Source organism: Klebsiella sp. GG_Kp173 (assembly GCF_040062415.1).
GTDB classification, from domain to species: domain Bacteria; phylum Pseudomonadota; class Gammaproteobacteria; order Enterobacterales; family Enterobacteriaceae; genus Klebsiella; species Klebsiella quasipneumoniae.
Genome location: NZ_JBEAFZ010000081.1, coordinates 41,349 through 65,547, shown reverse-complemented (window position 1 = coordinate 65,547; position 24,199 = coordinate 41,349). Strand labels below are relative to the sequence as shown.

Below are 24,199 nucleotides of genomic sequence, written 5' to 3'. Positions count from 1 at the left end.
TCTTGTGTCGTCAGCCAGGCCGACGATGACGATAAATTACTGGCCACTCAGCACCCTCGCCGGGTCGATACGGCTGGCGCGGCGGGCGGGATACCAGCTGGCCAGCAAACTCAGCAACAGTGCTGTCACCAGCACATAAAAGACGTCCAGCCAGTGCAGTTCTGATGGCAGGAAGTCAATAAAATAGATGTCGCCGGAGAGGAATTTATGCCCAATCAGGTATTCGATGCCGTTGATGATTGACGTCAGGTTCAACGCGCAGATCACGCCGATCACCACCCCAAACAGGCTGCCTACCGATCCGGCTAATAAACCATACCACACGAAAATCGCGCGAATTAAGCCGTCTTTTGCGCCAAGCGTGCGCAGCACCGCAATATCGCCGCTTTTGTCTTTGACCGCCATCACCAGCGTCGAGACGATATTGAAGCAGGCCACGCCGATCACCAGCACCATCGCCAGGTACATAATGGCGCGGATCATCTGGATATCGCGATACATATAGCCGTAGGTGCCGATCCAGCTCTTGATATAGACGTAGCTGTTGGTCACCTCGCCGGCGTCGCGCACCAGCTTGTTAGCATGGAAAACGTCGGTGACCTTGATGGCGATACCGGTCACGCTGCCGCCCATCTCCAGGTACTGCTGCGCATCCTGCATCGGGATCATGGCAAAACTATGATCGAGCTGGCCGCTCAGCTGCAAAATACCTGTCACATGCAGCCTGACGCGTTTCGGCTGCAGCAGCTGATGGTCGGCGTCGGCGTTAGGGATCATGATCGACACCCAGTCTCCCTGCTTCACGTGCAGCGCATCAGCGACGCCTTTACCCAGAATCACCTGCTGTTCACCGGCCTTGAAGCCGGCCCACGCGTTATTCTGCACAAAGGTGGGCAGCGCGCTGAGCCGGGTTTCCTGCTGCGGGTCGACCCCTTTCACCTGGATGGCGCGCATATTGCTGCCGCTTTCCACCAGGCCGGTGAAGTTAATATAGGGCGCCGCGGCGACTATCCCCTTCACTTTCTGCACCTTAGCCAGCGCCTCCTGCCAGTTATTCCACGGCTGGTTCACGGGTTCGATTTCACCGTGCGGCACCACCGCCAACACGCGGTTATTCAGCTCGCGCTCAAAGCCGTTCATCGCGCTGAGACCGACGATCAGCACTGCCACCCCCAGCGCAATACCGATGGTGGAGATCACCGAGATCAGCGACACCATGCCGCCGCGCCGCCGGCCGCGGCTGAAACGCAATGCAATCAGTAACGATAACGGAGAGGCCATTACTCGGCCCCCATCAGGGTCAGGTCGGCGGTCAGGCGGCCATCGCGCATCTCCAGCTGGCGGCTCATCCGCTTCGCCAGCTGCAGGTCGTGGGTCACCACCAGAAACGCGGTGCGCTGCGCGAGGTTCAGTTCGCCCAGCAGCTGGAAGATGCTGTCGGCGTTGCGAGCGTCGAGGTTACCGGTCGGCTCATCCGCCAATACCAGTCGCGGTTTGTTCACCAGCGCGCGGGCAATCGCCACCCGCTGGCGTTCGCCACCGGAGAGTTCCGACGGACGGTGATGGCTGCGGTGTTCAAGCCCGACCGCCTGCAGCATCGCTTTCGCCTGGCGTTCAATGTCCGCCGGCTTCTTTTTGCCAATCAGCAGCGGCATCGCCACGTTTTCCAGTGCGCTAAAGTCCGGCAGCAGATGGTGGAACTGATAGATAAAGCCCAGCTCGCGGTTACGCAGGTCGGCGCGCGCGGCGGTGGAGAGCTTGCTCATCGGCTGGCCGGAGAAAATCACGTCGCCAGAGGTGGGGGTATCGAGGCCGCCCAGCAGATGCAGCAGGGTACTTTTGCCGGAGCCGGAGGTACCGACGATGGCCATCATCTCGCCTTCATCAATGCTGAAGCTGACATTGTGCAGGACATCGGTTTGCACATTGCCTTCCTGATAGCGTTTGCACAGGTTGTCGCATTGCAGCAGGATCTTATTCATAACGTAAAGCCTCAGCGGGTTGAGTGGCGGCAGCGCGCCAGGAAGGGTACAACGTAGACAACAATGCCAGCGCCATCGCCACCAGGGCGATAACGACGACCTGCAGCGGCTCAATCGCCACCGGCAGCGCCGCGCCGTCAAGGAAGGCGCCGATGATCGGCATTAAATTATTCAACTGGCTGGCCAGCAGCGCACCAAGCACCGCTCCCAGCAGCGCGCCGACGATCCCTGCGCTGGCGCCCTGCACCATGAAGACGGCCATAATCTGCCGCGGCGTCAGCCCCTGGGTCTGTAGGATCGCCACTTCGCCCTGCTTCTCCATCACCATCATCCCCAGCGAGGTAATAATGTTGAAGGCCGCGACGGCGACGATCAGGCTGAGCAGCAGGCCCATCATATTTTTCTCCATGCGCACCGCCTGGAACAGTTCACCCTTGCGCTCGCGCCAGTCCTGCCACTGGGTGCCCGGCGGCAGCGTCTGCTGGCTGAGGGTATCCACTTGCAGCGGTTTATCCAGCCACAGGCGCCAGCCGGTGATATTCCCCAGCGGATAGCGCATCAAACGGGAAGCGTCGTCGATGTTGGTCAGCATCTGATAACCATCGACTTCGCTGTTGGCAGCGAAGGTGCCGATGACCGTAAACAGGCGCTGGCTCGGCACGCGGCCCATCGGCGTAAACTGGCTGGCGGAAGGAACCATCAGGCGAATTTTATCGCCGCGATTAACCCCCAGTTGACCCGCCAGCTGCTCGCCGAGAATAACGTTATATTTACCCGCCTGCAGATCGCTCTGTTTGACGTTCACCAGATACGGGGTCAGGGGATCGTTCTGCGCCGGGTCGATGCCCAGCATGACCCCAACCGCCACGCTGCGCGCGCTCTGCAGCACCACGTCGCCGGTGGTGATCGGCGCCACCCGGGTTACGCCCTGGAGTTTCGCCTCGCGCTCCGGCAGCTGTTGGGGATTCACCGAACCCTGTTTGGCGCTAAGTATGGCCTGGGGCATCAGCCCCAGGATGTTGTTTTGCAGCTCGCGTTCAAAGCCGTTCATCACCGACAGGACCGTCACCAGCGCCATGACGCCGAGGGTAATACCGATGGTGGAAAGCCAGGAGACGAAGCGACCGAAGCGGTCGGCTGCTCGCCCACGCATATAGCGCAGGCCGATAAAGAGTGCGGCAGGTTGATACATGTCATCCATCTGGTTGCTGATAGCCGATTCCCGAGTATATAAGCGATTAGGGGCAGCGTAAATGACTGATACCTGACGACTTTATTAGCAAAAACCCTAAAACCCAAGCAAATACAAACGGATAGATAAGTACTTACTTATTTATCTTTACGCTTATCGACAGCGCTGACCTTTCTTCACCCAACACGCGATGGCAATTCGGGTTGGCGAATCCAGACCAATCGCGGATAATCTCACTATTGAATATCAGCGAGTTGCCCTCCATATCGGCAGAGCGAATCCCTAAGAGACCATGAAACCGTCTATGCCTGAACAATATCGATACTCATTGCCGGTGAAAGCCGGTGACCAGCGCCAGCTTGGCGAGTTGACCGGCGCAGCCTGCGCCACCCTGGTGGCGGAGATGGCCGAACGCCACAAGGGCCCGGTGGTGCTGGTGGCGCCTGACATGCAAAACGCGCTGCGTCTGAACGACGAGATCAGGCAGTTCACCGACAGCATGGTGATGGGGCTGGCGGACTGGGAGACGCTCCCTTATGACAGCTTCTCACCGCATCAGGACATCATCTCCTCCCGTCTTGCCACCCTTTACCAGTTACCCACCATGCAGCGCGGCGTGCTGATCGTCCCGGTCAGCACGCTGATGCAGCGCGTCTGTCCGCACAGCTTCCTTCACGGCCACGCGCTGGTGATGAAAAAGGGTCAGCGCCTGTCGCGCGATGCGCTGCGCGATCAGCTTGAGGGGGCCGGCTACCGCCATGTCGATCAGGTGATGGAGCATGGCGAATATGCCACCCGCGGCGCGCTGCTCGATCTGTTCCCGATGGGCAGCGACCAGCCCTACCGCCTCGATTTCTTTGACGATGAAATCGACAGCCTGCGCCTGTTCGACGTCGACAGCCAGCGCACGCTGGAGGAAGTGGCGGCCATTAACCTGCTCCCGGCGCACGAATTCCCCACCGATCAGACCGCCATCGAGCTGTTCCGCAGCCAGTGGCGCGACCGCTTTGAAGTGAAACGCGATGCCGAGCATATCTATCAGCAGGTCAGTAAAGGGACGCTGCCTGCCGGTATCGAATACTGGCAGCCGCTGTTCTTCAGCGAGCCGCTGCCGCCGTTATTCAGCTATTTCCCCTCCAGCACGCTGATCGTCAACACCGGCGATCTCGAGGCCAGCGCGGAGCGTTTCCAGAATGAAGCCCGCGCCCGTTTTGAAAACCGCGGCGTCGATCCGATGCGCCCGCTCCTGCCGCCGGAACTGCTGTGGCTGCGCAGCGATGAGCTGTTTAGCGAACTGAAAAAGTGGCCGCGCGTACAGCTGAAAACCGAGCGCCTGGCGGAAAAAGCGGCAAATACCAATCTGGGCTACCAGACGCTGCCGGACCTCGCCGTCCAGGCGCAAAACAAAGCGCCGCTGGATAATCTGCGCCGCTTCCTCGAAGCGTTTACCGGCCCGGTGATCTTCTCGGTGGAAAGCGAGGGTCGCCGTGAAGCGCTGAGCGAAATGCTGGCGCGGATTAAAGTTGCGCCAAAACACGTGCTGCGTCTGGAGGAAGCCACCGGCAACGGCCGCTATCTGATGATTGGCGCCGCCGAGCACGGGTTTATCGACAGCCAGCGCGGCCTGGCGCTGATTTGCGAGAGCGACCTGCTGGGCGAGCGCGTCGCGCGCCGTCGTCAGGATTCCCGTCGCACCATTAACCCTGACACACTCATTCGCAACCTTGCCGAACTGCATATCGGCCAGCCGGTCGTTCACCTGGAACACGGCGTGGGACGCTATGCGGGCATGACTACCCTGGAGGCGGGCGGCATCACCGGCGAATACCTGATGCTGACCTACGCCAACGATGCCAAATTATACGTTCCGGTCTCCTCCCTGCATCTTATTAGCCGCTACGCCGGCGGAGCGGAAGAGAACGCGCCCCTGCACAAGCTGGGCGGCGATGCCTGGACCCGGGCGCGGCAAAAAGCGGCCGAGAAGGTACGCGACGTCGCGGCCGAATTGCTGGATATCTACGCCCAGCGCGCAGCGAAAGCCGGGTTTGCCTTTAAACACGACCGCGAACAGTATCAGCTGTTCTGCGACGGTTTCCCATTTGAAACCACGCCGGATCAGGCGCAGGCGATCAACGCCGTCCTCAGCGATATGTGCCAGCCGCTGGCCATGGACCGCCTGGTGTGTGGCGATGTGGGCTTCGGCAAAACTGAAGTGGCCATGCGCGCCGCCTTCCTCGCCGTGGAGAACCACAAACAGGTGGCGGTACTGGTGCCGACCACCCTGCTGGCTCAGCAGCACTATGACAACTTCCGCGATCGTTTCGCCAACTGGCCGGTACGCATCGAAATGCTCTCCCGTTTCCGCAGCGCTAAGGAGCAGGCGCAGATCCTCGAGCAGGCCGCGGAAGGCAAAATCGATATCTTGATCGGCACCCACAAGCTGCTGCAGAGCGAGGTGAAGCTGCGCGATCTGGGGCTGCTGATCGTCGACGAAGAGCACCGGTTTGGCGTGCGGCATAAAGAGCGCATCAAAGCGATGCGCGCCGATGTCGATATCCTGACCCTCACCGCCACGCCGATCCCGCGAACGCTGAACATGGCGATGAGCGGGATGCGGGATCTGTCGATCATCGCCACGCCGCCGGCGCGCCGCCTGGCGGTAAAGACCTTCGTTCGCGAATACGATGCGCTGGTGGTGCGCGAGGCGATCCTGCGTGAAACGCTGCGCGGCGGCCAGGTTTACTACCTGTTTAATGATGTCGAGAACATCCAGAAAGCCGCCGACAAACTGGCGGAGCTGGTGCCTGAGGCGCGGATCGCCATCGGCCACGGTCAGATGCGGGAGCGTGAGCTGGAGCGGGTGATGAATGACTTCCATCACCAGCGCTTCAATGTGCTGGTGTGCACCACCATCATCGAAACCGGGATCGACATTCCCACCGCCAACACCATCATCATCGAACGCGCCGACCATTTTGGCCTCGCCCAGCTGCACCAGCTGCGCGGCCGCGTTGGCCGCTCCCATCACCAGGCCTATGCCTGGCTGCTGACGCCGCATCCAAAGGCGATGACCACCGATGCGCAAAAGCGCCTTGAAGCCATTGCCTCGCTGGAAGATCTTGGTGCCGGCTTTGCGCTAGCTACCCACGATCTGGAGATCCGCGGCGCCGGGGAACTGCTGGGCGAAGATCAGAGCGGTCAGATGGAGACCATCGGCTTCTCCCTGTATATGGAGTTGCTGGAGAATGCGGTGGATGCGCTGAAAGCCGGGCGCGAGCCGTCGCTGGAGGATCTCACCAGCCAGCAGACCGAAGTCGAACTGCGCATGCCTTCCCTGCTGCCTGACGATTTCATCCCCGACGTCAATACCCGCCTGTCGTTCTATAAGCGCATTGCCAGCGCCAAAAACGAACAGGATCTGGAGGAGATCAAAGTCGAGCTGATCGATCGTTTTGGTCGCCTGCCCGACGCCGCCCGCAACCTGCTGGATATCGCCCGTCTGCGTCAGCAGGCGCAGAAGCTGGGGATCCGTAAACTGGAAAGTAACGAAAAAGGCGGCGTGATCGAATTTAACGAGAAAAACAACGTCAATCCAGTGTGGTTAATTGGCCTGCTGCAGAAGCAGCCGCAGCACTTCCGCCTGGACGGGCCGACGCGCCTGAAGTTCATGCAGGATCTCGAGGAGCGTAAGACGCGGATGGACTGGGTTCGCCAGTTCATGCGCCAGCTGGAAGAGAACGCCGTCGCCTGATCGCGGGGGGATATGGCCGTTACGCCGTATCCCCCTTTCCACATATCTGGCAATCTTTACAAACATTTTGCAATCCGCCTGGATTTCCCCACACAGACTCACGCCATAATCTCATCTCCTTTTTCATATAAAAATAACCACTTATATATTTTGGAGTTATGGTAATGAGAATCCGTTTCCCCTTGATGCTGGCGCTGGTCGCGCTGGTTGCTGCGCTGGCGCTGCCCGCGCGCGCTAACACCTGGCCCCTACCCCCGCCGGGCAGCCGACTGGTGGGGCAGAATCAGTTCCATGTGGTGCAGGATAACGGCGGTTCGCTGGAGGCAATTGCCAAAAAGTACAATGTCGGCTTCCTGGCCCTGCTGCAGGCCAATCCCGGGGTGGACCCCTACGTTCCGCGCGCCGGCAGCGTGCTGACCATCCCCCTGCAGACGCTGCTGCCCGATGCGCCGCGCGAAGGGCTGGTGATTAACCTTGCCGAACTGCGCCTCTACTATTACCCGCCGGGCAAGAATGAAGTGACCGTCTACCCGATCGGCATCGGCCAGCTGGGCGGAACCACCATCACGCCGACAATGGTTACGACCGTGTCCGACAAGCGGGCCAATCCGACCTGGACGCCAACCGCCAACATTCGCGCGCGCTACAAAGCGATGGGGATTGAGCTGCCGGCGGTGGTGCCTGCCGGTCCTGACAACCCGATGGGACATCACGCCATCCGCCTCGCCGCCTATGGCGGAGTCTATCTCCTGCACGGCACCAATGCCGATTTCGGCATCGGTATGCGCGTCAGCTCCGGCTGTATTCGTCTGCGCGACAACGATATCAAGGCGCTGTACAACGCCATCTCGCCGGGCACGAAGGTGAATATTATCAACACGCCGATCAAGGCGTCGGTAGAGCCGGACGGTCGCCGTCTGGTTGAGGTCCATCAGCCGCTGTCTGAGCATATCGATGACGACCCGCAGACCCTGCCTATTACGCTTAACGCGGCCATGAAGGCGTTCAAACAGGCGCCGCAGACCGACGGAACAGTGATGGAGCGCGCGATGAATTACCGCTCGGGCATGCCCATTGACGTCACCCGTCATGCGGACCCCGGCCCGCAGTCGCTGTAACCTCACACCGCAGAAAACAAAAAACCCGCCTTCAGGCGGGTTTTTTGTTGGCAAGGGTCAAACAGGGGTACAACAGGGTTTTACTCATCGCTGACCGGTGAAGGGGGCCGGGCAGCGACGCATCGGGTTTACTTGTAGATAACCGCGGTACCGTGAAGGGTATTCGGACCGGTTACCGAAGTAATACGGTATGAGGTGGCGCCCATCTCATCCGCTTTCTGCGCCAGCTGGTCTTCCAGCGAACCCAGGTTAGTCCCTGCGGAAGCTGAGATAGTGCCCACTTTATGCTGGCCGGCTGGGGTGGACTGCACCTCAACAGCGGCAAAGCTGGCGAAAGAGAGGGAGCTAAGAACGGCGGCAATAGCCAGAGTATTAACGGTTTTCATGATTATTATACCTATGCAGATGAATTTTATAGTAGGGTCGTAAGCATTAACTTAACGATCGATAGGTAAATATTAATGTGATCTAAGTCACACGTCAACGCATTTTTATAACGACCGTTTAACTATTTATAAAATGCTTAATTTTCATACGCATATGAATTATTTATTTTTGAACCAACAGCGCTGGCCCCGGCGATCGTTTATTTTTATAATGACGATTCACCAAACCAACATAGGTACAACGGCATCATGACAACTGACGTTCAGAGTTGCGCCAAAAAAAGCCGTGGCCGACCGAAGGTGTTCGACAGGGATGCGGCGCTGGACAAAGCCATGACACTCTTCTGGCAGCACGGCTATGAGGCGACCTCGCTCGCCGATCTGGTCGAGGCGACAGGAGCAAAAGCCCCCACCCTGTATGCGGAATTTGTGAATAAAGAAGGACTGTTCCGCGCAGTATTGGACCGTTACATTTCGCGCTTTGCCGCGAAGCACGAAGCCGTGCTGTTTGCTGAGGGAAAATCCGTCGATCGGGCGTTGCGCGACTACTTCACCGCGGTCGCCACCTGTTTTACCAGCAAAGAGACACCGGCCGGCTGCTTTATCATTAATACCTCCGCCGCGCTGGCCGCCTCCTCGACGGATATCGCCAATACCATCAAATCCCGCCATGCGATGCAGGAGCAGGCGCTAACCCAGTTTCTGCAGCAGCGACAAGCGCAGGGCGAACTGCCCGCGGGCCGCGACGTGGGGCAGCTGGCGCAGTTTCTCAACTGTGTCCTGCAGGGGATGTCCATCAGCGCACGGGAAGGCGCCGATTTTGACAAACTGATGCAAATCACTGACACCACCCTCCGTCTCTGGCCGCTGGTCCTCGAGTCCTGATGCGCCCCGCTTCCGGCGGTGTTCAACCGCCGGAACCGCCCGCCGTTTCGCTTTATCCCCACAAAATAGATTGATTTTTATTACCTTTTCTCGCGCAAGATAAACGCAAATGATATTGATTGCGATATTCATTATGTGCAAAATCCTTTTTTGAGTTTTTCCAGATGTTTCGCATTGTAACGAATACCGGCCCGACGCCGGCCCATAACAACGACAAAACAACTTGCTCATAAAAGGAATGGATATGAAAAAGCGCCTCTGGGTGCTCCACCCTCTGCTGCTGGCCAGCGCGCTGCCTGCGCTGGCGGCTCAGTCTGAAGAAGACAGCATAATCGTTAGCGCGAACCGCACCCACCGCACCGTAGCCGAAATGGCCCAAACCACCTGGGTCATTGAGGGCCAGGAAATTGAGCAGCAGGTCCAGGGCGGAAAAGAGTTCAAAGACGTGCTGGCGCAGCTGATCCCGGGCATCGACGTCAGCAGCCAGGGGCGCACCAACTATGGGATGAACATGCGCGGGCGCGCCATCGTCGTGCTGATTGACGGCGTCCGGCTCAACTCTTCACGCACCGACAGCCGCCAGCTCGACGCCATCGACCCGTTCAACATCGAACATATCGAAGTGATCTCCGGGGCAACCTCGCTTTACGGCGGCGGCAGTACCGGCGGACTTATCAACATCGTCACCAAAAAAGGGCAGCAGGATCGCCAGGTCGATCTTGAGGTGGGCAGCAAGAGCGGGTTTGCAAACAGCAACGATCATGATGAGCGCGTCGCGGCGGCGGTCAGCGGCGGGACAGACCACGCGTCCGGGCGTTTATCGGTAGCCTATCAGCGTTTCGGCGGTTGGTACGACGGCAATAACGATGCGCTGATCCTCGATAACACCCAAACGGGGCTCCAGCACTCTGATCGTCTGGACGTCATGGGGACGGGAACGATCGAGATCGATGACAACCGCCAGCTGCAGCTGGTCACCCAGTACTATAAAAGCCAGGGCGATGATGACTATGGCCTGTGGCTCGGGAAAAATATGTCCGCGGTCACCAGCGGCGGCAAAGCGTACACCACCGATGGGCTCAATTCCGATCGTATCCCCGGCACCGAGCGCCATCTGATCAGCCTCCAGTACTCCGATGCCGATTTCTTCGGCCAGAATCTGGTGAGCCAGGTGTACTATCGCGATGAGTCCCTCACCTTCTATCCATTCCCGACGCTCAGCAAAGGTCAGGTCAGCAGCTTCTCCTCGTCGCAGCAGGATACCGATCAGTACGGGGCAAAGCTGACCCTCAACAGCCAGCCGCTGGCGGGATGGGATCTCACCTGGGGTCTCGACGCCGATCATGAGACCTTCAATGCCAACCAGATGTTCTTCGATCTGCAACAATCGCTGGCGTCCGGCGGGCTGCACAACGAATCGATCTACACCACCGGCCGCTATCCGGGATACAGTATCTCCAACGTCGCGCCGTTCCTGCAGTCGAGCTATGATCTGAACGATATCTTTACCCTCAGCGGCGGAGTTCGCTACCAGTGGACCGAAAACCGGGTTGACGACTTTGTCGGCTACGCCCAGCAACAGGATATCGCCAACGGCAAAGCGCGCTCCGCCGACGCCATCAAAGGCGGCAAAACCGATTATGACAACTTCCTGTTTAACGCCGGGATCGTGGCCCATCTGACCGAGCGTCAGCAGACCTGGTTTAACTTCTCGCAGGGCGTTGAGCTGCCGGATCCGGGTAAATACTATGGCATCGGGAAATACGGCGCGGCGGTCAACGGTCATCTGCCGCTGCTCTCCAGCGTCAACGTCGATGACTCGCCGCTGCAGGGGATCAAAGTTAACTCGTATGAGCTGGGCTGGCGCTATACCGGCGATAACCTGCGCACTCAGCTGGCGGCGTATTACTCGACTTCGGATAAGACCATCGTCGTCAACCGTACCGATATGACCATCGATGTTCAGTCCGACAAACGGCGTATTTACGGCGTTGAGGGTGCGGTCGATTACTTTATTCCGGACAGCGACTGGAGCGTCGGCGGCAACTTCAACGTGCTGAAATCACAGGTGCAGACCGATGGCCGCTGGCAGAAGTGGGACGTCACCCTCGCCTCGCCGTCCAAAGCCACCGCCTGGGTGGGCTGGGCGCCGGATCCGTGGAGCCTGCGCGTGCAGAGCCAGCAGGTGTTTGACCTCAGCGACGCCGCCGGCAACAAGCTGGAAGGCTATAACACCGTCGATTTTATCGGCAGTTACGCGCTGCCGGTGGGAAAACTGACCTTCAGTATCGAAAACCTGCTTAACGAAGACTATATCACCATCTGGGGCCAGCGCGCGCCGCTGCTCTACAGCCCAACCTACGGCAGCTCGTCGCTGTATGAATACAAGGGCCGCGGCCGCACCTTCGGTCTGAATTACGCGTTAACCTTCTGATAAAAAAAGCCCCTCAGCCTGAGCGATTGAGGGGCTAATCAATACACAAATCTGTTTTTAGATTTTGTTGTTCAGGACCAGCTGGCCGTTGTTGTCCAGCGGGATCTGGCTGCCAGGATCGTGATCCATCCGGATTTTCCCCTGCTGATCGCCTATCTTATAGGTCACATCGTAACCCAGCATTTTGTCGGATTTGTCATACACCGTTTTGCAGCGCTGCTGCGTGGTGGTGTAGGTGTCGTTGTCCTGCATCGCGCCCTGGATCTGGTTACCGGCATAGCCGCCGCCCAGCGCGCCCACCACCGTCGCCACGCTGCGTCCGTGACCACCGCCGAACTGGTGGCCAATCACCCCGCCCGCCACCGCGCCCAGCACGGAACCGGCGATGCGGTTTTCATCCTGCACCGGACGACGATGGGTCACGGTGACATTGCGGCATTCCTGGCGCGGGGTTTTCACGGTTTCTTTAATCGGTGTACTGGAGACCACTTGCGCATACTGCGGGCCGCGATCTAACACGTTGAGACCAGCGACAGCTGCAACGCCCAGCGCGGCAGCCACGCCTATCCCTATACCCGCCAACATAGATTTATTCACGGGAGATCCTCCTTTGTTGCTGTTGATACAATTTTGCAACCGGCCCCGGGAAGGCGCAAATCAGATAGCGGATGAAAAGTGCGAGAATTCGCTGCAAATCAAAGGGATTCAGAGGATTCCGAGCGGGATCGCCGCCGGTTCAGCAGAAGAGCCCGGAGGCGCCGCCAGGGCGCGCTCCGGGTCGCAACAGCGATTAATGCAGCTTGAGGCGCGGACGAATGATGCGGTTGATGCGCCCAACCAGCATCATCAGGCCGGTTTTGAAATAGCCGTGCAGGGCGATCTGGTGCATACGGTACAGGGAGATGTACACAAAGCGCGCAATGCGCCCTTCCACCATCATCGAGCCGCGCATCAGGTTGCCCATCAGGCTGCCGACGGTGGAGTAGTTGGATAGCGATACCAGTGAGCCATGGTCTTTATAGGTATACGCCTTCAGCGGTCTACCTTTCATCTGCGCGAGGATGTTATTCAGCGCGCAGGTGGCCATCTGGTGCGCCGCCTGGGCACGCGGTGGTACAAAGCCGCCTTCCGGACGGGCGCAGGAGGCGCAGTCGCCAATGGCGAAAATATCCGCGTCGCGGGTGGTCTGCAACGTCGGCTCAACCACCAGCTGATTGATACGGTTGGTTTCCAGGCCGCCGATCTCTTTCATGAAATCTGGCGCTTTGATCCCTGCCGCCCAGACCATCAGATCCGCTTCAATATATTCGCCATCTTTGGTGTGCAGGCCGCCCGCATCGGCGCTGGTGACCATGGTCTGCGTCAGCACCCGTACGCCCAGCTTGGTCAGCTCATTATGCGCCGCCCCGGAAATGCGCGGCGGCAGCGCCGGCAGAATGCGTTCGCCCGCTTCGACCAGCGTGACGTTCAGCGCTTCGTTGGTCAGCCCTTTGTAGCCGTAGCTGTGCAGCTGTTTCACGGCATTATGCAACTCAGCGGAGAGTTCCACGCCGGTGGCGCCGCCCCCGACGATGGCAATGTTGACTTTACCGTTAGCGCCGAGGTTCGCGGAGTATTTAAGGAACAGGTTGAGCATTTCCTGATGGAAACGACGCGCCTGGTGCGGGTTGTCGAGGAAAATGCAATTCTCTTTAACGCCAGGGGTGTTGAAGTCATTCGAGGTACTGCCCAGCGCCATCACCAGCGTGTCGTACGGCAGTTTACGCTCAGCCACCAGCAGCTCGCCTTTTTCATTGCGCAGCTCGCCGAGGGTGATGGTCTTCCCTTCGCGATTGATATCGACCACCGACCCCAGCTGGAACTGGAAGCCGTGGTTGCGGGCATGGGCCAGATAGCTCAGCGCATCGACACCTTCATCCAGAGAACCGGTGGCCACTTCGTGCAGCAGCGGCTTCCACAGATGGCTGTGGTTACGGTCCACCAGGGTGATTTTCGCTTTCTTATGGCGCCCTAACTTTTTCCCCAGCTGAGTTGCCAGTTCCAGTCCGCCTGCGCCGCCACCCACAATTACGATTTTTTTCAATGGCGTAGTCATGTGTACCCCTAAAATTATTAACCAATTGTTAAATAAAAGTTATTAAAATAGCCTTTATTTAACAACAAGTTACGTCAATGAAACCATTCAGCACTGTCGAGAATACCATGAACGGTGCATTGGTCATACCAAAATTGATGTGCATCAAGTTTTGTCGCGTATTTTTTCAGCGAAACCAATAAGTGTAGACATGAAAAAACCCGCGCGGTGAACCCGGCGCGGGTTTGGAGACAGGGGAAAAGGCTTAACCGAGGGTTTTAAACGCTTTCAGCCGCTGCAGATGCGGCGAAATGTTTTTAAACTTATGGGTCTGCTCTTCATCCCAGATAATTTCATAATAGTGGTGCAGAAGGTCGGCGGAACGCTGGCTATCCAACGCTTCGTCCTGTCGGGAAAGCACCACCAGACAGCGATCGCGGTTCTTTTCGCGGAAGTTGGTCACGCATTTGGTGGCGATGTCAGCATACTCTTCCGGTCGGTCGATTTTGCCTTCCATATTCTCATGCGGAAACAGGTTCGGATTGAACACCGCCTGACGGATATCGCAAAGGAAACCAATCCGCTCCGCCCAGTAACCGCCGAGTCCAACGCCGCAGATCAGCGGCCGGTCATCGGCGGTAAGCTGCAGCATTTTATCAACCTCTTTCAGCAGATGCTGCATGTCGTGCTTGGGATGGCGCGTGCTGTAGCTTATCAACCGCACGTCAGGGTCAATAAACTGCAACTGCATCACCTTCTCGTGGTTACCGGGGCTGTTCGAGTCAAAACCGTGTAAATAGATAATCATCGCATCCTCACCAGACAACAACGCCCCGCAGAGCGTTACGCGGACTTCGCCTCTTGCCAGCGCGCATGAAGCTGCTCCAGCTGGGCACTCACCGTTTTCCAACGGGCTGAATCCCTTAACTCCTGACGGGAAAAGGAACCTTTATGATACAATTTCGTAACACGCTCTGCTTTGATCGGCGACAGGTTATCCAGCACACTGACCGCGCCCTTACGATTATTGCAGACGAGTATCATATCGCAACCGGCGTCGAGCGATGCCAGGCCGCGTTCGGCATAGCTGCCCATGATCGCTGCCCCTTCCATCGACAGATCGTCGGAGAAAATCACCCCATCGAAGCCCAGCTCGCCGCGCAGCACCGTTTTCAGCCAATAGGCCGAACCGCTCGCCGGACGCGGGTCGAGCTCCGGGTAAATCACATGCGCCGGCATAATGGCATCCAGACGCTGCTCGGCGATAAGGCTTTTGAATACCGCCATATCGTGGTCGCGGATAACCGATGCCGGACGCGGATCGAAGGGGGTTTCTTTGTGCGAATCGGCAGTCACCGCCCCGTGTCCCGGGAAGTGTTTGCCGGTGGTTTTCATGCCCGCGGCGTGCATGCCGTCAATGACGTGACGCGCCATCGTCAGCGCTTTCTGCGGATCTTCATGATAAGAACGTTCGCCGATTGCGGCACTGATATGGCCGACGTCCAGCACCGGCGCAAAGCTGATATCGATGTCCATCGCGATCATTTCGCTGGCCATCAGCCAGCCGGCCTCGGCGGCCAGTTTGCCCCCCTCTTCCATCCCCAGCAGCGCAGCGAAAGACTGGGCCGCCGGTAAACGGGTAAAACCTTCGCGGAAACGCTGAACGCGTCCCCCTTCCTGATCGACCGCCACCACCAGATGGTTACGGGAGGCTTCGCGGATCTGGCGCACCAGCTCCCGCAGCTGCGCCGGATCGTGATAATTTCGGGTGAAGAGGATCAACCCTCCCACCAATGGATGCGCCAGAATCTCTCGCTCTTCCGCATCCAGTTCATACCCTTCAACATCCAACATCACTGGGCCCACACTGACCTCTCTTATCCTTTGCGTTCGTTGTCTAACTGACACCATGTTTCATCTGCCAGCATGATAAATTGCCGATCCCCGCTCTGCCGCCAGCGCATTTCATACCAGCCCGCCATGAGCAGCAGTACCCACGGACGCCAGCGCGCCACCTGCCGCCATAGCTGCTGCGCGTCGATAGCCGCCCGTCGGGCATATGCCGCCACCAGCTGGCGGCGCTCGTCCGGGGCGATCCACACGGCGGCCAGCTCCAACGCGATATCGCCATCGCCGGCATATTCCCAGTCGATCAGCTTCAGACCGGCGTCACTGTGGATAATATTGCCGGCATGGACATCCATATGCAGCGGCGCCAGCCGCAGAGGACGAGGCTCGCCCCGGCGGCACAGCCGCTGATGCCAACGTAGCCAGCGCGGCGTGCGCCGGGCCGGATCGCTCCTCTGCCAGTACTGCGCCAGCAGCGGCCCGAGACTAACACGCCAGCCGAACCGCGGTTGCTGATGCAAATCATACAATAAGCCAGACAGCTGCGGGCAGTCAGGTAACTCGCTTTTCACCTCACCCGCGCAATACTCCACCACCATCCAGCAGGGCGAGTAAAACAGAGGATTGGGCGCCAGCCTGGCAGGCAGCCGGCGCAGCGCACGATACTGACGGCGAAAATAACAGGCAGCGGCAGACGGGTCGTGCGGCTGACGCAGCACTCGTCGCTGGTCGCCATCGCTGATAATCACACTGCCGCCGCTAAAGCCGGTCTGGCTCAGCGAGGCGACAGGATGATAGTGGGGAAAGAAGCGCGACAAGAGCTCGTCGCGCGTTAGCTTATTGTTGCTGAACCGCACCTTTACCTGACCAGATAATCTCGCCGGTTTGCACCAGCATCAACTGCATCTTCAGCTCGGGCGCGTTGACGTTGCCAGTGGCATTGGAATAAAGCACATACTGCGCGCCCACGTTGCGGGCGATGCCCATGGCTTTGCTGCGGCTGCCGAGGCTGTCCTGCGGCGACAGGCCCAGCTGCTGCTTGGCGACCGCCAGCTGCTGCGGTGAAACAAGGGTAAATTTGCCGTTGCCCGCCAGCGCGTTACGTAACGCGGTGGTGGCTTCTCCGGCATTCAGCGAACCGTTGGTGCGGTTGTTCACGCTGTCAACCAGCAGAATACTGCCGGCATTGACCCCGCCCGCCTGCAGCATCTGTCCCACCATCGGCTGCACCGCGCCGTTCCAGTCATAATGACGCACGCGCGGCGCCGGCTGACCCGACTGCTGATCCTGATGCTCAATCGGTCCTGGCTGCGACGGGACGGAGGGCACCGCCGGTACCGTCGGCACCGTGGGCTGCGGCTGCGCAGGCTGCTGCGGCTGCGGTTTGGCCTCTTCTACCGGCGCGGGCTGCTCACGCAGCCCCGCACAGCCTGCGAGGAATATCGCCAGTGCTGTGATTAACGCATAGCGACACATTTTCATCATTATAATTACCCCTTACAGATAAAGATAAAGGCGGGCCTTATGCGCCCCCAGGATATTGGCGCTGCCATACAACGTCACCGAGGAGCGAGCCGGGACCACGATGGTGCGCGGCGCCTCCAGGGGGTGCATCTCCAGCCCTCGGGCGTCATACCAGAAAAAACGATAATGCACGGTGACCGGCTGTTGGCGCTCGTTATACAGCGTAGAGGAGGCGGTAGCCTGTATCTCCGTCGCCACGACGACAGGCTCGCTGGCGCTGATCCCGGCGGCCAGCACGCTCGACTCCATCACCAGCGCCTGCTGGTCAGAAACCGGGATCTCCGGGTGTGAACTACATCCGGCCAGCAGCCCCGCCGCCAGACACGCGCCCAAAAGGGTCCTTAGCATGGCGTTAGCCTTTGTGCGCCAGCATCGGACCCAGCGGACGACCGCCCAGCAGATGCATATGGATATGGTAAACTTCCTGGCCGCCGTGGCGGTTGCAGTTGACGATCAACCGGTAGCCATCGTCGGCGAGGCCTTCATCGCGGGCAATCTTCGCCGCGACGGTCATCAACCGGCCCAGGGCCAGCTCATGTTCGGTGGTGACGTCATTTACGGTAGGAATCAGAACGTTCGGGACAATCAGAATGTGGGTGGGCGCCTGCGGGGAGATGTCGCGAAAAGCGGTCACAAGCTCATCCTGATAAACAATATCCGACGGGATCTCCCGGCGAATGATTTTGCTGAAAATCGTTTCTTCTGCCATGACTGATTCCTTATTAGTTTTATCCCGTACGCTGGCCTGCTTCTGCAGATAAACGCAGACGCACAGGTTCCGGTAAGAGTATGAGCGACATCCTCCCTCTCTTTCAACCTGAAAGCTCTTTTTCTTATTCAACTATAGACTTAGCTGCTGAGGGAATAAGCATTTGGCGGACAGTTAGCAGGGTTATCGCCTCTGGAAGGCCGATCTTGTCACGTAAAAAAGGCAGCCAGTTGGCTGCCTTAGTCTCCCCGATACTACGTCTTAACTGTTACGGATGTACTCATCCATTTCAGTTTTCAGGTTATCGGACTTGGTACCGAAGATGGCCTGTACGCCAGAACCTGCCACTACCACGCCAGCGGCGCCCAGTTTTTTCAGGCCAGCCTGGTCAACTTTCGCTACATCCGCCACGCTAACACGCAGACGAGTAATACATGCGTCGAGGTTGGTGATGTTCTCTTTACCGCCGAAAGCGGCGATCAGAGCCGGAGCCATCTCGCTGGTTGCGCCAGCTTTGCTCTCTTCGGTGGTATCTTCACGACCCGGTGTTTTCAGATCCAGGGCTTTAATCAGCACGCGGAAAATGACGTAGTACACGATCGCATAGCAGATACCGACGATCGGGAACAGCCACAGCTTGCTGCTGTTACCGGACAGCACGATAAAGTCGATCAGGCCGTGAGAGAACGAAGTACCGTCACGCATACCCAGCAGGATACAGATCGGGAACGCCAGACCCGCCAGGATGGCATGGATAACGTACAGGATCGGCGCCACGAACATGAACGAGAACTCGATCGGCTCGGTGATACCGGTCAGGAACGAGGTCAGCGCGGCGGAGATCATGATACCGCCCACTTTGGCGCGGTTTTCCGGTTTAGCAGAGTGCCAAATCGCGATAGCCGCTGCCGGCAGACCGTACATTTTGAACAGGAAGCCGCCAGACAGTTTGCCCGCGGTCGGGTCGCCTGCCATGTAGCGCGGGATATCGCCGTGGAATACCTGACCAGCCGCGTTGGTGTATTCGCCGATCTGCATCTGGAAAGGAACGTTCCAGATGTGGTGCAGACCAAACGGCACCAGGCAACGCTCGATGAAACCGTAGATACCAAACGCCACCACCGGGTTCTGATAAGCAGCCCACTGGGAGAAGGTCTGGATCGCGGAACCGATCGGCGGCCAAATGAAGGAGAGGATCACGCCGGTGAAGATAGCGGCCAGACCAGAGATAATCGGTACAAAGCGCTTGCCCGCAAAGAAGCCGAGATATTCTGGCAGCTTAATGCGATAGAAGCGGTTAAACATGTACGCGGCGATAGCACCGGAGATAATACCGCCAAGCACGCCGGTATCAGCCAGGTGTTTTGCCGCAATCTCGTCAGCAGGTAAATGCAGCACCAGCGGCGCAACCACCGCCATGGTTTTCACCATGATGCCGTAAGCTACCACTGCAGCCAGTGCGGATACACCGTCGTTATTGGTGAAGCCGAGGGCCACACCGATAGCGAAGATCAGCGGCATGTTGGCGAAAACTGAACCGCCTGCTTCTGCCATAACGTGGGAGACCACGGCTGGCAGCCAGCTGAAGTTTGCGGAACCGACGCCCAGCAGGATACCTGCGATAGGCAGTACGGATACCGGCAGCATCAGCGATTTACCGACCTTCTGCAGGTTAGCAAATGCATTCTTAAACATAATTGAGAGTGCTCCTGAGTATTTGGTACTTTTTTACGTTTTCACGCATTGGCCCGGGGGGAGAACCGCGCCGTGGACAGGACATCTAAGCGCCCTTTATTTATTACACAGAGTAAAATAATTAACGGGATGATTGTTTGACGGCTATCACGTTTCAATCAGCCTTCCGGTAAAAATTTACATCAGCTTACATAAGTTGTATCCAGATGTTGCCAAAAAACCTTCACCGCCACTTTTGTGGCGGTGAACTTTACTCGCTTTGGCTATTAATTACGAGCCTTAAAATAATAAGCAGATCAAGCAGGTTGCAAGCGGGCGGGGTCAATGTGGAACAGCGTGGCAAAATTGTCGGTGGTCTGCTGAGCCAATTGCTCCAGCGACACACCCTTCAGTACCGCCATGTATTCAGCAACGTCACGCACCAGCGCCGGCTGGTTCTCTTTGCCGCGATGGGGTACCGGCGCCAGGTATGGCGAATCGGTCTCCACCAGCAGACGATCCAGCGGAACATAGCGCGCCGCATCGCGCAGCTGCTCGGCGTTACGGAAAGTGACGATACCGGAAAACGAGATATAGAACCCCATGTCGAGCAGCTTACCCGCCGTCTCCCTGTCCTCAGTGAAACAGTGTAGTACGCCTCCGCAATCCGTCACCTTTTCTTCGCGTAAAATGGCCAGGGTATCGGCGCGAGCGTCACGGGTATGCACGATCACGGGCTTGTTCAGCTCCCGGCCGATACGGATATGGTCACGGAACGAAGTTTGCTGCTGGACTTTGGTTTCCGGGGTATAAAAATAGTCCAGTCCGGTCTCTCCCATCGCGACGACGCCCTCTTCCGCCGCCAGCGTGCGCAGCGTCTCCACCTCGTAGGGCTCATCCTGGTTTAACGGGTGCACGCCGCAGGAGAAGACGACGTTGTCACGCCTTCCTACCAGCTCGCGCATACTGCGGTAGCCAGGCAGCGTCGTGGCGACCGCCAGGCAAAATTTCACATCGCGTGCGGCCGCTTTTGCCAGTACGTCATCGACGTTTTTGTGCAGGGTTTGATAATCCAGACCATCAAGATGGCAGTGGGAGTCGACTAAAAACATAATGTCTCACTCAGAGGTGGGAGACGGGTAAAACCGTCCCGGGTTGCAGGTAATGTTCCCAGCGCAGCAGGCGCTCGGTGAGCAGCAGTTCGCGGTTGACGCCGACGACGTTCAACAATTGCTCGCGGCAGGTACAGACGTCATGGGCAATCGCCTGCAGCCGGGCGGCGGGCAGACTGTGCGCCAGCTGCTCCAGCAGCGGCCAGACATCCGGGTTACTCACCAGGGCAATTCCCTGCTGTCGTTTTTGCGCATCGACCAGCAGCGATGCCAGCCAGTGCAGGCGAACCGCCGCCTGTTCATGATTGAGTATCGGCAGCAGCGCCAGCCAGTCACCGCTCGCCAGTGTGGTCGCCAGCGCCTGACACAGCTGCTGTCGCGCCGTCCACTGCGGCTCTTTAAGCAGTTCGAGCGCGGCGGCCGGCGCGCTGGCGCACAGACGTAACGCGGTCAGCAGCGCCTCCTGCGGCAGGTTCACCTCACGCTCCAGCCAGGCCAGGGCATAAGATTCCGTCGGCGGCGACAGGTGGTGCAGGCGGCAGCGACTGCGCAGGGTGGTCAGCAGACGCGCCGGCTCCTCGCAGGCGAGGAAGAACCAGGTATTTTCCGGCGGCTCCTCCAGCGTTTTCAGCAACGCGTTGGCGGCAGCATCGGTCAGCAAGGCGGCATCGCTAATCCATACCACCTTCGCCCCACCGAGGCGCGCGCGCTCATAGAGCTTGTCGTTGACATCGCGCACCGCGTCAATACCCAGCGCGCTCTTGCCTTTCTCAGGGCTCAGCGGATAGTAATCGGGGTGCGTACCGGCCTGCATCAGCTGGCAGCTGTGGCAGTGACCGCAGCTTTTATGCCCTTCAGGCTGGCGGCACATCAGGAAGCGGCACAGCGCATAAATCAACGCCTCGCCGCCCATCCCGCTCAGAGACTGTAACAGTAAGGCGTGGTGGCCACGTCCGGCCTGATAGCTACCGACCAGTTGTTCGAACGAGGGGCGCAGCCACGGATACCATTTCATGCCGGTTGCTCCGCCATCCACTGGGCGATCGTGGCGCGAATATCGCGCGCGACGGCATCCAGCGGCTGCGTCGCGTCCACCGTGCGGATAGAAGGATCTGCCGCAGCCAGCTCAAGGTAGCGCGCGCGGGTACGATTGAAGAAGTTCATCGACTCCTGCTCAATGCGATCCAGTTCGCCGCGAGCGCGGGCGCGCTGCAGCCCCACTTCCGGCGTAACGTCGAGGTACAGCGTCAAATCGGGACGAAAATCGCCGAGAACGGCGTCGCGCAGCGTCGCCAGCATCGTGCGGTCAATGCCCCTGCCGCCGCCCTGATAGGCCTGGGTGGAGAGATCGTGACGATCGCCGATCACCCACTGGCCGCGAGCCAGAGCAGGCTTAATTACCGTCTCCACCAGCTGGACGCGCGCCGCGTAAAACATCAGCACTTCCGCTTTATCGTTAATCACTTCATCGCCCGTGGACTGGATATCCAGCACCAGGCTACGCAGTTTTTCAGCAAGGATTGTGCCCCCCGGCTCACGGGTAAACACCATATCGTGAATACCTGCCGACTGCAGCGTCTCCACCACCAGTTGACGTGCGGTGGTCTTCCCGGCGCCCTCCAGCCCCTCGATGACGATATAGTTACTGCGCATTTTTTTCCTTAAGTACTTTCAGATAGTCCTGCACCGCGCGGTTATGGCTGACCAGGTTTGTGGTAAACGTATGGCCCCCTTTCCCGTCGGCGACAAAATAGAGGTATGGTGTTTTCGCCGGATGGGCGGCCGCCTTAAGCGACGCTTCGCCCGGCACCGCGATAGGGCCTGGCGGCAGGCCGCTGATGGTATAGGTATTGTACGCGGTCGGCGTCTCCAGATCCTTACGCGTTAACTTTCCATTATACCCTTCGCCCATCCCGTAGATCACCGTTGGGTCGGTCTGTAAGCGCATGCCGATGCGCAGGCGGTTGATAAATACCGACGCGACGCGATCGCGCTCTTCCGCTACCGCGGTCTCTTTCTCAATAATCGAGGCCATGGTCAACAGCTGATTCTGATCGGCATAGGGCAGATTATCCATCCGTCCTTCCCAAATCTTCGCCACTTCAGTGACCATTTTCTGATGCGCGCGCTTGAGGATAGCGATGTCACTGGTATTGGCGGTGTACATCCAGGTGTCCGGCCAGAACCAGCCTTCCACCCAGTCGGCATGGTCAAGACCTAACGCCTTAGCTACCGTCGCGTAGCTATCGTCTTCAAGCGTGTGCTTCACGTAGGGAGCATCGCGCAGCTGACGAAGGTAGTCGCTGACGCGCATGCCTTCGACAAAGCGCAGCGGAAACTGAGCCTCTTTGCCACTGGCCAGCAGCTGCAGCATCTCGCGCACCGTCATTTGCGGCGTGAGGCGATAGGTCCCGGCCTTGAAGTGAGACAGCTCAGGCTCCATCCGCAGCAGCCACTGGAACACGCGCGGGCGATTGATCACCTTCTCGCGATAGAGATCCTGCCCCAGCGCCAGCCGGCCGGTGCCGGCTTCGAGGGTAAAGATGGTCTCTTCTTTAATCAGCAGCTTGCTGTCCGCCAGCTGGCGTACCTTCCACATTCCTGCCGCCGCGGCGATGCCCAACAGCACCACCAGCAACAGGATAAAACGTAACATTTTCTTCATACTAACCAGACAGCTCACACAAAGGGGCTAAAAAATGGTAAAGCTCGCGCGAGGACCAGACGGTCTCCTCCCAGCGACGAACCGGCACCAGCGGCATCAGCGCATTGCAGATCAGCACTTCATCGGCCTCCCGCAACGCCTCGGGACGCGCTGTCACTTCGACAACGCGAAACGTCGATGGTGCCAGCTGCGCGATACAGCGCTGCCGCATTATGCCGTTGACCCCGGCATAATCGAGTCGCGGAGTAAATACATCCCGTCCCTGACGCCAGAATAAATTCGCGGCACAGCATTCCGTAAGCCACCCGTCACTGTCAAGGACCAGCGCCTCATCGGCGTCCGTCTGTTCAAGATGAGAGCGAATCAGCACCTGCTCCAGACGATTAAGATGCTTCAGGCCAGCCAGCCAGGGGTTGCGCCCCAGGGTCACCGGGCTCCGGGTCAGGGTAATGCCCTCCTCCCGCCAGCGCGCGTAGTGCGCCGGAAGCGGAGAGTCGCTCAGAATACGGGTGGGCGACGCACAGCCCGCCGTGCTGTATCCCCTTCCCCCAACGCCGCGGGTAAGGGTCACCTTAAGCACGCCCTGCGCGTGCGGTCGAGCCAGACGCTGCATCTCGTCGCTTAGCGTCAGCCAGTCGTCAAACGGGATGCGTAATTTTTCGCAGGTTGTCTGCAAACGCTGCAGATGGGCGTCCAGTAACGCAACCTGTCCATGCTGTATACGGGCAGTGGTAAAACAACCGTCGCCAAACTGGACGGCGCGATCGTTCGCCGCCAGCGTGTCCTGTTCAACGCCATTTATCAAGAACATAAAGGACTCCTTTTCACTGGTCGGTGAGTGTCTC

At 58.6% G+C, this 24,199-nt stretch carries 25 protein-coding genes; 5 read left to right on the top strand and 20 right to left on the bottom strand.

Features of this window, described 5'->3' with window-relative positions; genetic code table 11:
• Positions 1-36: 36 nt before the first annotated feature.
• The 4 genes from lolE to ABLU50_RS18540 all read right to left on the bottom strand — a co-directional run bounded on the left by lolE (position 37) and on the right by ABLU50_RS18540 (position 3,439).
• A complete protein-coding gene (gene lolE / locus ABLU50_RS18555; protein WP_008806005.1) occupies positions 37-1,281 on the bottom strand; it encodes a lipoprotein-releasing ABC transporter permease subunit LolE in 1,245 nt (414 codons plus the stop codon).
• Positions 1,281-1,982 (bottom strand): lipoprotein-releasing ABC transporter ATP-binding protein LolD, encoded by a 702-nt coding sequence (gene lolD / locus ABLU50_RS18550; RefSeq protein WP_004204584.1) that lies wholly within the window; start codon positions 1,980-1,982, stop codon positions 1,281-1,283. Before lolD ends, lolE begins: the two co-directional genes overlap by 1 nt.
• The gene (gene lolC / locus ABLU50_RS18545) at positions 1,975-3,174 is read right to left on the bottom strand and encodes a lipoprotein-releasing ABC transporter permease subunit LolC (protein ID WP_004204582.1); all 1,200 of its coding nucleotides are present in this window, start codon (positions 3,172-3,174) and stop codon (positions 1,975-1,977) included. Before lolC ends, lolD begins: the two co-directional genes overlap by 8 nt.
• 133 nt (positions 3,175-3,307) lie before the next feature.
• Entirely contained in the window at positions 3,308-3,439 is a 132-nt protein-coding gene (locus tag ABLU50_RS18540) for a hypothetical protein (protein ID WP_004140630.1), read from the bottom strand.
• A gap of 39 nt (positions 3,440-3,478) precedes the next feature.
• Here ABLU50_RS18540 and mfd point away from each other — a divergent pair, with 39 nt between their 5' ends.
• Together mfd and ABLU50_RS18530 are read left to right on the top strand one after the other, a co-directional pair.
• Positions 3,479-6,925, top strand: coding sequence for a transcription-repair coupling factor (gene mfd, locus ABLU50_RS18535; RefSeq protein WP_023317920.1), 3,447 nt, complete (start codon positions 3,479-3,481; stop codon positions 6,923-6,925).
• Between the two features lie 164 nt (positions 6,926-7,089).
• Positions 7,090-8,043, top strand: a complete 954-nt coding sequence (locus tag ABLU50_RS18530) for a L,D-transpeptidase family protein (protein WP_017898955.1) — start codon at positions 7,090-7,092, stop codon at positions 8,041-8,043.
• 128 nt (positions 8,044-8,171) lie between these two features.
• Here ABLU50_RS18530 and bhsA read toward each other — a convergent pair whose 3' ends face one another.
• Positions 8,172-8,429, bottom strand: coding sequence for a multiple stress resistance protein BhsA (bhsA, locus tag ABLU50_RS18525; protein ID WP_002900788.1), 258 nt, complete (start codon positions 8,427-8,429; stop codon positions 8,172-8,174).
• Positions 8,430-8,562: 133 nt separating this feature from the next.
• On the opposite strand from bhsA, the gene ABLU50_RS18520 reads away from it, so the two are divergent.
• Both ABLU50_RS18520 and ABLU50_RS18515 read left to right on the top strand, forming a co-directional pair.
• Positions 8,563-8,682, top strand: a complete 120-nt coding sequence (locus ABLU50_RS18520; RefSeq protein ID WP_048294479.1) for a hypothetical protein — start codon at positions 8,563-8,565, stop codon at positions 8,680-8,682.
• Positions 8,679-9,314, top strand: a complete 636-nt coding sequence (locus ABLU50_RS18515) for a TetR/AcrR family transcriptional regulator (protein ID WP_004204579.1) — start codon at positions 8,679-8,681, stop codon at positions 9,312-9,314. Before ABLU50_RS18520 ends, ABLU50_RS18515 begins: the two co-directional genes overlap by 4 nt.
• Before the next feature lie 52 nt (positions 9,315-9,366).
• Here ABLU50_RS18515 and ABLU50_RS18510 read toward each other — a convergent pair whose 3' ends face one another.
• The gene (locus tag ABLU50_RS18510) at positions 9,367-9,489 is read right to left on the bottom strand and encodes a hypothetical protein (RefSeq protein ID WP_004140642.1); all 123 of its coding nucleotides are present in this window, start codon (positions 9,487-9,489) and stop codon (positions 9,367-9,369) included.
• A 69-nt stretch (positions 9,490-9,558) separates the two neighbouring features.
• Here ABLU50_RS18510 and ABLU50_RS18505 point away from each other — a divergent pair, with 69 nt between their 5' ends.
• Entirely contained in the window at positions 9,559-11,748 is a 2,190-nt protein-coding gene (locus ABLU50_RS18505; RefSeq protein ID WP_049115943.1) for a TonB-dependent siderophore receptor, read from the top strand.
• Positions 11,749-11,805: 57 nt separating this feature from the next.
• Here ABLU50_RS18505 and ABLU50_RS18500 read toward each other — a convergent pair whose 3' ends face one another.
• The 14 genes from ABLU50_RS18500 to pabC form a co-directional block, all read right to left on the bottom strand.
• Positions 11,806-12,345 carry a glycine zipper 2TM domain-containing protein gene (locus ABLU50_RS18500; RefSeq protein WP_002900781.1) on the bottom strand — a complete coding sequence of 180 codons (540 nt, stop codon included), beginning with the start codon at positions 12,343-12,345 and terminating at the stop codon, positions 11,806-11,808.
• 193 nt (positions 12,346-12,538) lie between these two features.
• Complete coding sequence (locus ABLU50_RS18495; RefSeq protein ID WP_080841160.1) at positions 12,539-13,843, bottom strand: NAD(P)/FAD-dependent oxidoreductase; 1,305 nt, start codon at positions 13,841-13,843, stop codon at positions 12,539-12,541.
• A gap of 244 nt (positions 13,844-14,087) precedes the next feature.
• Positions 14,088-14,630: an alpha/beta hydrolase YcfP gene (gene ycfP, locus ABLU50_RS18490; RefSeq protein WP_002900775.1), complete on the bottom strand. Its 543-nt coding sequence runs from the start codon at positions 14,628-14,630 to the stop codon at positions 14,088-14,090.
• 35 nt (positions 14,631-14,665) lie between these two features.
• Positions 14,666-15,676: a beta-N-acetylhexosaminidase gene (nagZ, locus tag ABLU50_RS18485; RefSeq protein ID WP_165453798.1), complete on the bottom strand. Its 1,011-nt coding sequence runs from the start codon at positions 15,674-15,676 to the stop codon at positions 14,666-14,668.
• Positions 15,677-15,699: 23 nt separating this feature from the next.
• The gene (gene thiK / locus ABLU50_RS18480; protein WP_087832958.1) at positions 15,700-16,527 is read right to left on the bottom strand and encodes a thiamine kinase; all 828 of its coding nucleotides are present in this window, start codon (positions 16,525-16,527) and stop codon (positions 15,700-15,702) included.
• A complete protein-coding gene (gene lpoB / locus ABLU50_RS18475) occupies positions 16,508-17,146 on the bottom strand; it encodes a penicillin-binding protein activator LpoB (RefSeq protein WP_072096711.1) in 639 nt (212 codons plus the stop codon). The genes thiK and lpoB overlap by 20 nt, the downstream gene beginning before the upstream one ends.
• A gap of 21 nt (positions 17,147-17,167) precedes the next feature.
• Positions 17,168-17,542: a YcfL family protein gene (locus tag ABLU50_RS18470; RefSeq protein ID WP_004204572.1), complete on the bottom strand. Its 375-nt coding sequence runs from the start codon at positions 17,540-17,542 to the stop codon at positions 17,168-17,170.
• Between the two features lie 4 nt (positions 17,543-17,546).
• Complete coding sequence (hinT, locus tag ABLU50_RS18465; protein ID WP_348864925.1) at positions 17,547-17,903, bottom strand: purine nucleoside phosphoramidase; 357 nt, start codon at positions 17,901-17,903, stop codon at positions 17,547-17,549.
• Positions 17,904-18,164: 261 nt separating this feature from the next.
• Positions 18,165-19,598 (bottom strand): PTS glucose transporter subunit IIBC, encoded by a 1,434-nt coding sequence (gene ptsG, locus ABLU50_RS18460; protein ID WP_004204570.1) that lies wholly within the window; start codon positions 19,596-19,598, stop codon positions 18,165-18,167.
• Positions 19,599-19,894: 296 nt separating this feature from the next.
• Positions 19,895-20,689 (bottom strand): metal-dependent hydrolase, encoded by a 795-nt coding sequence (locus ABLU50_RS18455; protein ID WP_004204569.1) that lies wholly within the window; start codon positions 20,687-20,689, stop codon positions 19,895-19,897.
• 10 nt (positions 20,690-20,699) lie between these two features.
• Positions 20,700-21,704 (bottom strand): DNA polymerase III subunit delta', encoded by a 1,005-nt coding sequence (holB, locus tag ABLU50_RS18450; RefSeq protein WP_017900729.1) that lies wholly within the window; start codon positions 21,702-21,704, stop codon positions 20,700-20,702.
• Positions 21,701-22,342: a dTMP kinase gene (tmk, locus tag ABLU50_RS18445; protein WP_004204566.1), complete on the bottom strand. Its 642-nt coding sequence runs from the start codon at positions 22,340-22,342 to the stop codon at positions 21,701-21,703. Before tmk ends, holB begins: the two co-directional genes overlap by 4 nt.
• A complete protein-coding gene (gene yceG / locus ABLU50_RS18440) occupies positions 22,332-23,354 on the bottom strand; it encodes a cell division protein YceG (protein WP_004204565.1) in 1,023 nt (340 codons plus the stop codon). Before yceG ends, tmk begins: the two co-directional genes overlap by 11 nt.
• Before the next feature lies 1 nt (position 23,355).
• Entirely contained in the window at positions 23,356-24,165 is an 810-nt protein-coding gene (gene pabC / locus ABLU50_RS18435) for an aminodeoxychorismate lyase (RefSeq protein WP_057214305.1), read from the bottom strand.
• Positions 24,166-24,199: the final 34 nt, after the last annotated feature.